The organism is Amycolatopsis sp. NPDC114503 (assembly GCF_055633655.1).
On record NZ_JBVKDT010000008.1, the window covers coordinates 35,320 to 46,571 of the forward strand.

The 11,252-nt window shown below is 70.0% G+C and carries 9 protein-coding genes; 8 read left to right on the plus strand and 1 reads right to left on the minus strand.

What is annotated here, in order from left to right:
• Positions 1-116: 116 nt before the first annotated feature.
• The 8 genes from glmS to tsaE are packed head-to-tail and all read left to right on the plus strand — an operon-like array spanning position 117 to position 9,524.
• Positions 117-1,979: a glutamine--fructose-6-phosphate transaminase (isomerizing) gene (gene glmS, locus ACZ7OI_RS31040; protein ID WP_470267660.1), complete on the plus strand. Its 1,863-nt coding sequence runs from the start codon at positions 117-119 to the stop codon at positions 1,977-1,979.
• Between the two features lie 12 nt (positions 1,980-1,991).
• Positions 1,992-3,434, plus strand: a complete 1,443-nt coding sequence (locus tag ACZ7OI_RS31045; protein WP_470267661.1) for an NAD(P)H-hydrate dehydratase — start codon at positions 1,992-1,994, stop codon at positions 3,432-3,434.
• A gap of 50 nt (positions 3,435-3,484) precedes the next feature.
• Positions 3,485-4,309 carry a DeoR/GlpR family DNA-binding transcription regulator gene (locus ACZ7OI_RS31050; RefSeq protein ID WP_470267662.1) on the plus strand — a complete coding sequence of 275 codons (825 nt, stop codon included), beginning with the start codon at positions 3,485-3,487 and terminating at the stop codon, positions 4,307-4,309.
• Entirely contained in the window at positions 4,299-5,732 is a 1,434-nt protein-coding gene (xylB, locus tag ACZ7OI_RS31055) for a xylulokinase (protein WP_470267663.1), read from the plus strand. The genes ACZ7OI_RS31050 and xylB overlap by 11 nt, the downstream gene beginning before the upstream one ends.
• Before the next feature lie 3 nt (positions 5,733-5,735).
• A complete protein-coding gene (locus ACZ7OI_RS31060; RefSeq protein ID WP_470267664.1) occupies positions 5,736-6,836 on the plus strand; it encodes an ABC transporter ATP-binding protein in 1,101 nt (366 codons plus the stop codon).
• Positions 6,837-6,865: 29 nt separating this feature from the next.
• Positions 6,866-7,987, plus strand: coding sequence for an alanine racemase (alr, locus tag ACZ7OI_RS31065; protein ID WP_470267665.1), 1,122 nt, complete (start codon positions 6,866-6,868; stop codon positions 7,985-7,987).
• Positions 7,984-9,072, plus strand: a complete 1,089-nt coding sequence (locus ACZ7OI_RS31070) for an alpha/beta fold hydrolase (protein ID WP_470267666.1) — start codon at positions 7,984-7,986, stop codon at positions 9,070-9,072. The genes alr and ACZ7OI_RS31070 overlap by 4 nt, the downstream gene beginning before the upstream one ends.
• Positions 9,069-9,524, plus strand: coding sequence for a tRNA (adenosine(37)-N6)-threonylcarbamoyltransferase complex ATPase subunit type 1 TsaE (tsaE, locus tag ACZ7OI_RS31075; RefSeq protein WP_470267667.1), 456 nt, complete (start codon positions 9,069-9,071; stop codon positions 9,522-9,524). Before ACZ7OI_RS31070 ends, tsaE begins: the two co-directional genes overlap by 4 nt.
• Positions 9,525-9,579: 55 nt before the next feature.
• Here the strand turns inward: tsaE and ACZ7OI_RS31080 are convergent, their stop codons facing one another.
• Positions 9,580-10,983 carry an MFS transporter gene (locus tag ACZ7OI_RS31080; protein ID WP_470267668.1) on the minus strand — a complete coding sequence of 468 codons (1,404 nt, stop codon included), beginning with the start codon at positions 10,981-10,983 and terminating at the stop codon, positions 9,580-9,582.
• Between the last annotated feature and the right edge of the window lie 269 nt (positions 10,984-11,252).

The window sequence follows — 11,252 nt, forward strand, 5'->3', positions numbered from 1 at the left end:
AGCGAAGACCCGGTCAACGGTTGTCCGCGCGGTCGCTCGCCCAGCTCAGCGGCACTGAAAAGCCCGCTCTAGGGACCGGAGTAGGGGACTGGACTTGTCTCGTTACGCTAGTTCGCGTGTGTGGAATCGTGGGATACGTCGGACACCGCCCGGCTCTGGACGTCGTGCTCGGTGGGCTCCGCCGCATGGAATACCGGGGCTACGACTCGGCTGGCGTGGCGGTGCTGGACGGCGCCGGCGCGCTGACAGTCGAGCGCAAGGCCGGCCGTCTGGCCAACCTGGAAGCCCGGCTCGACGAGGTCGGCCGCGACGCGTTCGCGGGCACCGCGGGCATGGGCCACACCCGCTGGGCCACGCACGGGGCCCCGATCGACCGGAACTCGCACCCGCACCGGGACACCACCGGTCGCGTCGCGGTGGTGCACAACGGCATCATCGAGAACTTCGCCGCGTTGCGCGCCGAACTCGAGGCCGCGGGCATCGAGATGGCCAGCGACACCGACACCGAGACCGCCGCGCACCTGGTTTCCCTCGCCTACACCGAGGGCGACACCAAGGGCGACCTGCCGGCCAGCGTCGCCGCGGTGTGCCGTCGGCTGGAGGGCGCGTTCACGCTCGTCGTGACGCACGCCGACGAGCCGGACACGATCGTCGCCGCGCGCCGGTCGTCGCCGCTGGTGGTCGGGGTCGGCGAGGGCGAGCATTTCGTCGCTTCCGACGTCGCCGCGTTCATCGAGCACACCCGCGAGGCCGTCGAGCTGGGCCAGGACCAGCTGGTCGTCATCACCCGCGACGGTTACGAGGTCACCGACTTCCACGGCGACGCCGCGCAGGCCAAGCCGTTCACCGTCGACTGGGACCTGTCAGCCGCCGAAAAGGGCGGCCACGAGTACTTCATGCTCAAGGAGATCGAGGAGCAGCCGGAGGCGCTGGCGAACACGCTGCGCGGCCACTTCGAGGCCGGCCGGATCATCCTCGACGAGCAGCGCATCTCCGACCAGGACCTGCGCGACGTCGACAAGGTTTTCGTCATCGCCTGCGGTTCGGCGTATCACTCCGGCCTCGTCGCGAAGTACGCCATCGAGCACTGGTGCCGGCTGCCGGTCGAGGTGGAGCTGGCGTCGGAGTTCCGCTACCGCGACCCGGTTCTCGACCGCGACACGCTCGTCGTCGCCGTCTCCCAGTCCGGCGAGACCGCGGACACCCTCGAAGCCGTGCGGCACGCGCGCGAGCAGAAGGCCCGCGTCCTCGCGGTCTGCAACACCAACGGCGCGCAGATCCCGCGCGAGTCCGACGCGGTGCTGTACACGCACGCCGGGCCGGAGATCGGGGTCGCTTCGACCAAGGCGTTCCTCGCGCAGATCGCCGCGAACTACCTCGTCGGCCTCGCGCTGGCGCAGGCTCGCGGCACGAAGTACCCGGACGAGGTCGCCCGCGAGTTCGCCGAGCTGGAAGCCATGCCGGCCGCGGTGCAGAAGGTGCTGTCCACTGTGGACCAGACGCGCGAGATCGCGCGGCGCATCTCCGACTCGCGCGCGGTGCTGTTCCTCGGCCGCCACGTCGGGTTCCCGGTGGCGCTGGAAGGCGCGCTGAAGCTGAAGGAACTCGCGTACATGCACGCCGAGGGCTTCGCGGCGGGCGAGCTGAAGCACGGTCCGATCGCGCTGATCGAAGAGGGCCTGCCGGTCGTCGTCGTGATGCCGTCGCCGAAGGGCCGGGCGGTGCTGCACTCGAAGCTGGTGTCGAACATCAGCGAGATCCAGGCGCGGGGCGCGCGCACGATCGTGATCGCCGAGGAGGGCGACGAGACCGTGCGCCCGTTCGCCGACGAACTCATCGAGGTGCCCGCGGTGCCGACGCTGCTGCAGCCGTTGGTTTCGACCGTTCCGCTGCAGGTGCTGGCCGCGGAGATCGCGAGTTCGCGCGGGTACGACATCGACAAGCCGCGTAACCTGGCGAAGTCCGTCACTGTCGAGTAGCCGGGGGCCGCCGTGCAAGGAATCTGGACTACGGAACGGATTCGCGCGGCGGAGGACCTGCTGCTCGCGCGCACTCCGGACGGCGAGCTGATGCGCCGGGCCTCCTTCGGCCTCGCCGCCGAGGTGGCCGGGTTGCTGGCCGAAAGCACCGGAGGCGTCTCCGGTCGACGAGTCGTCTTGCTCGTCGGTTCGGGCAACAACGGCGGCGATGCCTTGTGGGCTGGCGCTTTCCTGCGTCGGCGCGGGGTCGCGGTGGCTGCGGTATTGCTGAAGCCGGAGAAGGCGCACCCGGCCGGATTGGCTGCACTACGGCGATCTGGCGGTCGGGTAGTGTCCATTGCGGATAGTCCACAGTGGATCGAAAAGGCGGACGCCGTCGTGGACGGCATCGTCGGTATTTCCGCCCGCGGCTCGCTGCGTCCGGACGCAGCTGAGCTGGTCGCGCAGATAGAAGCGCCCGTAGTGGCGGTGGATTTGCCGAGCGGCGTCGACCCGGACACCGGCGCGGTCGACGGCCCGCATGTCACCGCCGCGCGCACGGTCACGTTCGGCGCGCTGAAACCCGTGCACGTGCTGGCCCCGGAGGAATGCGGCGAAGTCGTGCTGGTGGACATCGGCCTGCGGCCTTGGCTGGACGAGCCGGATCTGCAACGCCTGGATCTGGCCGACGTCGCCGAGGCGTGGCCGATTCCCGGGCCGGAGGACGACAAATACACCCAAGGCGTCGTCGGCATCGCGGCCGGATCGGCGACCTATCCAGGCGCGGCGGTGCTGGCGTCCGGCTCGGCGGTCCGCGCGACCGCGGGCATGGTCCGCTACGCCGGGCACGCGGCGGACGTCGTGCGCTCGCGCTGGCCGGAGATCGTCGCGACCGGCTCGATCACCGACGCGGGCCGGGTGCAGGCGTGGGTGGTCGGACCGGGCATCGGCACCGGCGGGGAAGGCCGGGAGATCCTGCGGCACATCCTCGGCCAGGGCGTCCCAGTGTGCGCGGACGCCGACGCCACCACGCTCATCGCGCACAGCCCCGAAGTCCTCGACGCCCGCGACCCGGACACTCCGCTCGTGCTCACCCCGCACGTCGGCGAGTACGAACGCTTGATGGGCCGCCGTCCAGGCGCGGATCGGGTCGCGGCGGCGCGGGAGGCGGCGAAGAAGTACGACGCCGTCGTGCTGTTGAAAGGCCACTGCACGGTCGTCGCCGCTCCGGACGGCCGCGTCGCGGTCAACACCCCGCGAGGTTCGTGGCTAGCCACCGCTGGCTCCGGCGACGTGCTGACCGGCCTGGTCGGCTCGCTGCTCGCCGCCGGACTCGACCCGTGGCTGGCCGCCGCAGCCGCCGCGCAGGTGCATTCGCTGGCGGGCGCGCTCGCCGCCGAGGACGTGCCGACGTCGGCGTCCGGTCTGGTCGATGCCATCCCCGCCGCTCTCCGGTTGGTCCGCGCGACCGCATAGTTATCGAGTTACGTGTTAACTCGGCTCGCAATATCTGGTAAGAACGAGATGTGAGTCGAGACACGCCAGGACGGCCGAAGACGCGCCCGTCCGACGCCGCGGTGGAGCAGCGCCGCCAGGAGATCCTCGACTACGTCATTGACCAGGGCGAAGTCCGGATCGACGACCTCACCGCGCGGTTCGGCGTCAGCCTCATGACGATGCATCGCGACCTCGACGAACTCGCCGACAAGCGGCTGCTGCGGAAGCTGCGCGGCAAGGTCGAGGCGTACCCGGCGCTCACCATGGAGACCGCCAGCCGGTTCACGCTGCACTCGGCCGAGAAGGAAGCGCTCGCCGATCTCGCGATCCAGCAGGTCGAGCCCGGCCAGGCCGTGTTCGTGGACGACTCCACCACGCTGTTCCCGCTGGTCGAGCGGCTCGCGCAGATCGAGCGCCTCACCGTGATCACCAACTCGCTGCAGGCCGCGCGGCTGCTGGGCACCGGCGTCGACGTGGTCCTCGCCGGCGGGCGTTACGACCCCGAGTACGACTCCTGCTCCGGCCCCGACGTGCTCGCGCTGCTCGAACGGATTCGCGTGGACATCGCATTCGTCTCGGTGAGCGCGGTCGCGGTCGGCAGGCTGTTCCACCCGGTCCGCGACTACGCCGAGCTGAAGAAGGCCGTGCTGCGCGCCGCGAACCGCAACGTGCTGGTGCTCGACCACTCGAAGTTCGGCCGCACCGCGACGTACGCGCACGGCACCGTCGGCGATTACGACCTCCTGATCACCAGCGAAGCCACTCCGACCGAGGAGATCGAGGCCGCGCTGAACGAAGGCACGGCGGTCGAGGCCGCGGAGTACGTCGAGGAGGGACAGCCCTATGACAGCTGAGCTGGTGGCCGGGGTCGATTCGTCGACCCAGTCGACCAAGGTCGTGGTCTGCGACGCGCGCACGGGCGAGGTCGTGCGCACCGGTCGCGCACCGCACCCGGACGGCACCGAGGTCGACCCCGCAGCGTGGGCGCAAGCGTTTGCGGACGCCACTCGCGACGTTCTCGACGACGTCAAGGCCATCGGCGTCGGCGGTCAGCAGCACGGCATGGTCACGCTCGACGAAGCCGGCGAGGTAGTCCGTCCGGCGTTGCTGTGGAACGACACCCGCTCCGCGCAGGCGGCCAAGGACCTGACCGACGAGCTCGGCGGACCCGGCGTGTGGGCGAAGTCGGTCGGGCTGGTGCCGGTCGCCAGCTTCACCGTGACCAAGCTCCGCTGGCTCGCCGAGCACGAACCGGAGAACGCCGACCGCGTCGCGCGCGTCCTGCTGCCGCACGACTGGCTCACCTGGCGGCTGCTCGGCCGTCCGGAAACCGCCGTGACGGACCGCGGCGACGCCTCGGGTACCGGCTATTTCTCCCCGACAGACAACACTTATCGCCCCGACGTCCTCGCGCACGCGTTCGGCGGCCGCACCCCGGATTTGCCCACGGTGCTTGGTCCGTCCGATGTCGCCGGGCACACCAGCGACGGCATGCTCGTCTCCGCGGGCACCGGCGACAACATGGCCGCCGCGCTCGCCCTCGAATTGGCTCCGGGCGACGCGGTGATCTCGATCGGCACCAGCGGCACGGTTTTCGGCGTCACCGAGACCGGCGCGGCTGACGCGAGCGGTCTGGTCGCCGGATTCGCCGACGCCACCGGCCGGTTCCTCCCGCTGACCGCCGCCCTCAACGCCGCCCGCGTACTCACCGCGGGCGCGGCGATGCTCGGGGTCGAGCTGGCCGAATTCGACCGGCTCGCGCTGGCCGCCGAACCGGGCGCGGGCGGGCTCACGCTGCTGCCGTACCTCGACGGCGAGCGCACCCCGAACCTTCCCGGCGCGACCGGTTCGCTGCACGGTCTGACCAGGGCGAACATGACGCCGGAGAACGTCGCGCGGGCGACCGTCGAGGGCATGATCTGCGGCTTGGCCGCCGGGCTCGACGCGGTGCGCGCGCAGGGCATGGCCGTGAAGCGCGTGCTGCTCATCGGCGGCGGCGCGCAGTCCGCCGCGGTGCGGGCGATCGCGCCGATCGTGCTCGGCCTGCCCGTGGTGATTCCCGAGGTCGGCGAGTACGTCGCGCTGGGCGCCGCTCGACAGGCCGCGTGGGCGCTCGCGGGTGCCGCCGAGCCGCCCGCGTGGACCGGAACCAAGAACCAGCTCGTTTTGGACGAGCCGACCGGGGCGCAGCGCGCCGCGGGCATCGAAATCCAGCAACGCCACCTCGAGGCGCGCGAGGCCGCGCACGGGGTTTCCGCGAAATTGGGAGAGGACTGACCGATGGCCAGCATCACCTACGACAAGGCGACCCGGCGCTACTCCGGGACCGAGCGTCCCGCCGTCGACGCGCTGGACCTGGAGATCGCCGACGGCGAGTTCCTGGTGCTGGTCGGACCGTCGGGCTCGGGCAAGTCCACCGCGCTGCGGATGCTCGCGGGCCTGGAGGACATCGACGACGGCGCGGTCTGGATCGGCGACCGCGACGTCACGCAGCTGCCGCCGCGTTCGCGCGACATCGCGATGGTGTTCCAGAACTACGCGCTGTACCCGCACATGACGGTCGCGCAGAACATGGGCTTCGCGCTGAAGATCGCCGGGCGGCCGGCGTCGGAGATCAAGCAGAAGGTGCTCGACGCGGCGAAGCTGCTGGACATCGAGCAGTACCTGGACCGCAAGCCGAAGGCGCTGTCCGGCGGTCAGCGTCAGCGCGTCGCGATGGGCCGCGCGATCGTGCGTGAGCCGCAGGTGTTCCTCATGGACGAGCCGCTGTCGAACCTCGACGCGAAGCTGCGTGTCTCGACCCGTACGCAGATCGCCGCGCTTCAGCGCCGGCTCGGCGTCACCACCGTGTACGTGACCCACGACCAGGTCGAGGCCATGACGATGGGTGACCGCGTGGCGGTGCTGTCGGACGGCCTGCTGCAGCAGTGCGACACCCCGCGCGCGCTGTACGACCGGCCCGCAAACGTTTTCGTCGCTGGCTTCATCGGTTCGCCGGCGATGAACCTGGTCGCCGCGAAGCTCACCGCGGACGGTGCCGAGGTCGGCGGCGTGCAGGTGCCGCTCAAGCCCGAGGTCCGGTCCGCGGCCGACGGCGACACGGTCACCATCGGTTTCCGTCCGGAGTCGCTGGAGGTCACCACCGACGCCGACGGCGCCCTGCCGATCAAGGTCGAGCTGGTCGAAGAGCTGGGCTCGGACGCTTACGTCTACGGCAAGCTCGGCGCGGGCGTCGAGGAGAGCGCGGAGGGCTCGTCACGCAACGTGGTCGCGCGCGTCGACCCGCGGACGCCGCCCCGCATGGGCGACACCCTGCACCTGCGGATCCGTCCGGACGAGCTGCACGTGTTCTCCGGCACGTCCGGGCAGCGTCTCTCCTGAGCCGATGACGTGGGAAACTGGCAGTCGTTATGACTGCCAGTTCTCCGCACGCCGAGACCGTGGTCGATCTCGGCGCAGTGCGCCACAACGTTTCCTTGCTGGCCGCCCGGGCACCCGGTGCGGCCGTGATGTGCGTGGTCAAAGGCGACGCGTACGGCCACGGCGCGGTTCCGGTAGGCCGCGCCGCAGTCGAAGCCGGGGCCACCTGGCTCGGCACCTGCTCGCTGCAGGAAGGCCTCGACCTGCGGGCCGCCGGACTGTCGGTGCGGCTGTTCAGCTGGCTGGACGTGCCGGAGCTGGATTTCACGCCCGGCATCGAGGCGGACATCGACCTCGGCGTCAGCTCCCTCGGTGAGCTGGCCCGGGTCGACGCCGCGGCGGAGCGCGCTGGAAAACGCGCCCGGGTACACCTCAAAATCGACACCGGTCTGTCGCGCAACGGCTGTCCGCCCGCCGACTGGCCCGCGCTGGTCGAGGCGGCGGCCAAGGCGCGCGGCGTCGAGGTAGTGGCCATCTGGTCGCACCTGGCCTGCGCCGACGAGCTGGGACACGCGTCGATCGACGCGCAGGCGAAGCTGTTCTCCGAGGCGTACGACGCGGCCCGCGCGGCCGGCCTCGACCCGATCCGGCACCTGGCCAACTCTGCGGCCACGCTCACCCGGCCCGACCTGCACTTCGATCTGGTCCGCCCGGGCATCGCGATGTACGGCCTCAACCCAGTGCCCACCGACGACGACCTGCGCCCGGCGATGACGTTCCGCTCCACTGTGGTCCTCACGAAGCCGCTGGCGGCCGGGGAATCCGTCTCCTACGGCCACACCTGGACCGCGCAGGAGGACACCACGCTCGCGCTCGTGCCCGCCGGATACGCCGACGGGGTGCCGCGCACGCTGTCCGGCCGGATGGACGTCTGGCTGGGCGGGCGTCGGCGTCCGGTCGTCGGGCGGATCTGCATGGACCAGCTCGTGGTGAACGTCGGCAACGAGGACGTGCCTCGCGTCGGCGACGAGGTCGTGCTGTTCGGGCCGGGCGGCTCCGGAGAGCCGACGGCGCGCGAATGGGCGGACAAGCTCGGCACGATCGACTACGAGATCGTCACCTCGATGTATCGGCCGCGCGTACAGCGCCGCTACGTGGGGGAGCGGGCGTGACTCCTTCGACGCGGCTGTGGGCGATCGTCGGCGGAGTCGGAGCAGTGGTGACGGGCGCGGCTGCGGCAGTTGTCGCGACGCAGCAACGCAAACCGACCGAAGACCCCTTCGCCGACGAACCGTTAGGCGAGCTGAAGCCGGACCGTACGTCCACTGTCGCCGCTGAAGACGGCACACCGCTGTCGGTCGAGGAAATCGACCCTGAGGACGGCGAAAAGCCGGAGCTGACTCTCGTCGGCGTACACGGCTTCGCGCTTTCGCGGCTCTCGTGGCACTTCCAACGCCGCGACGTCGCTTCGCTGCGACTGCCGCGCGTACGACAGGTCTACTTCGACCATCGCGGCCACGGTCTGTCCGGAGAAGCGTCCACCGAGACGTCGACCATCGAACAGCTCGCGCACGACCTCGACAGCGTGCTGCGCGCGATGGTGCCCGAAGGACCGATCGTCCTCATGGGACATTCCATGGGCGGCATGGTGATCATGGAGCTGGCCGCGCAACGGCCAGACCTCTTCGAGGACCGCGTATGCGGCGTCGCCTTCATCGCGACCGCTGCGGGCGAAGTCGGCGCGCGCGGGTTGCCGAGGCCGTTGCTGTCCAAGTACAACCCGCTCACGCGCGGCGTCGGCGAGCTGGCCGGATGGCAACCCGGGTTGGTGGAGTTCGTGCGCGCGGCGGGCGGTCAGCTGACCCGGCAGGCAGTGCGACGTCTCGCGTTCGGCAGCCGCGACGTCTCGCCGCGCCTGGTCGACTTCATGCTGGAAATGCTGGCTGTGACGCCGGTACGCGGGCTGATCAACTTCGTCGACACCCTCGGCAGCCACAATCGCTACGCTGTACTGGCCGGGCTGAAACACGCACAGGTACTGGTCATCGGCGGCGACTCGGACCGTTTCACGCCGTTCGCGCACGCCGAGCGGATCGCCGCCGAGCTGCCGGACGCCGAGCTGGTGCGCGTGCGCGGAGCCGGGCACATGGTGCAGCTCGAACAGCCCGAGCTGGTGAACAGCCATCTCATCGACCTGCTGCAGCGCTGTGGTGGCAGCGCCGCGCCGAACCGGCGAAACTGGTGGTGGACAAGGTGATTCTGGAAACCCCCGAGGACACGATGGCCTTCGGGCGGACGCTGGGCGCGGCACTGCGCGCGGGCGATCTGGTGCTGCTGGACGGTCCGCTCGGGGCCGGGAAGACGACGCTGACCCGCGGGATCGCGGACGGCCTCGGCGTCGGCGGGCGGGTCAGTTCGCCGACGTTCGTGCTGGCGCGAGTGCACGCCGCAGGGGCAGCCGGGGTCCCGTTGATCCACGTGGACGCGTACCGGCTCGGCGGCGATCTGTCCCAGTTGGACGACCTCGATCTGGACACTGACCTGGAATCGTCCGCGGTCGTGGTCGAGTGGGGCGAGGGCAGTGCGGAGCGGCTGTCGGAAGACCACCTGGTGGTCCGGCTGACCCGCCATGACGACGACACCCGGACCGTGGTGCTGGAACCGCACGGATCTTGGACCGACCGGGTCGACGAGCTGAAAGCGGCCTGAACGCCGTGAAGGGCCCCTTGAGAGATCAAGGGGCCCTTCACGACTTGTTAGGCGATTACCGCCCGGCCGTGGCTTCCTCGCTGGTGGACAGCGAAGGAGCCGAGCCAGGCAACGGCTTCCGCGCGGTCTCCTTCAGCTTCAGCAGCGTGATCACGCCGACCACCCCGGCGATCATCAGGTAGTACCCGGGCCACTTGAGATCCCCGGTCGCCAGCACCAGCGCGCTCATCACCAGCGACACCGTCCCGGCGAACGCCGACACGAAGATGTTGAACGAAATCGACAACCCGCCGTACCGGACCTCGGTCGGGAACAGCGCGGGCAGCGTGGACGGGCAGGTCGAGGAGAAGCAGATCAGCAGCAGTCCCATCAGGACAAGGCCGAGCAGCACCGAGATCAGCGACCCGCTCTTGAGCAGCAGCACCATCGGAAGGCCGAGCACGATCAGCCCGCCCGCGCCGACCCACAGGATCGGCTTGCGACCGTACTTGTCGCTGAGCTTGCCGAGGAACGGGATCAGCAGCACGCCCAGCCACAGCACGCCGATCTGCAGCCACTCCGCCGCAGTGGCCGAGATGGCCTGCCCGCCGTTCGCGGACATCGTGCGGTCGTCCTTGAGGTAGGTCGGCATGTAGCTGGTGAGCATGTAGTTGGTGACGTTCCAGGTCACCACGAGCCCGCCGGCCAGCAGCATCGTCGGCCAGTACTTCGCGAAGATCGTGCGGACCACGTGCTTGGACTCGGCGTCCTCGCGCTTGCCGGATTCGTCGAGCAGCTGCTGGAACGCGGGCGTCTCCTCGAGCTTCGTCCGCAGGTAGACGCCGACGATGCCGAGCGGCAGCGCCACCATGAACGGGATCCGCCAGCCCCAGGTGTCCATGAAGGCCGGGGTCGACACCAGCGGCAGCACCGACGAGACGGTCGCGCCCAGCGCGTACCCGATGAAGGTGCCGAACTCCAGGAAGCTGCCGAAGTAGCCGCGGCGGCGGTCCGGGCTGTACTCGGCGATGAACGTCATCGCGCCCGCGTATTCGCCGCCGGTCGAGAAGCCCTGCAGGACCCGTGCGCAGACCAGCAGGATCGGCGCGGCCAGCCCGATCGAGGAGTACGACGGGATCAGTCCGATGAGGAAGGTGCCGGTCGCCATCAGGATCACGGTCACCGCGAGGACCTTGGTCCGGCCGATCTTGTCGCCGAGCGGGCCGAAGAACAGGCCGCCGAGCGGACGCACCAGGAACGCCACCGCGAAGGTCGCGAAGGTCGCGAGCTGGGCCAGCGCGGGATTGCCGGGCGGGAAGAACTGCGCCTCGATGGTGGTGGAGAGGTAGCCGTAGACCCCGAAATCGAACCACTCGGTGATGTTGCCGACCGCGGCCGCGCCGACCGCCCGGCGCATTGTCGCGTCGTCCGTGACGGTGGCGCCGCCCGACGGCCCCCTCCCGTCTGCTGCCTCTGTCACATCGCTCCCTTCGCGTTTTCAGGACTCACTGCGCAGAGCCCCTGACATCACCTACCGCGAGCGGTCCAAAGCCTAACGTGACACGTCTCACTCCCGCTCGGGGGTAGCGGAGGTAACGCAGACCGGGGACCATGCGTTATAGCAGGTAGATACCTGTAAAAACCCCCATCAACTCGCACGCGTCGGCCAGCGGATCACCCGGATTCGCCGACGGCTTTGTGACGCGCGCACCCCGTGAGGAGGAGCCGCAATGACGGCAGTATTCGTGG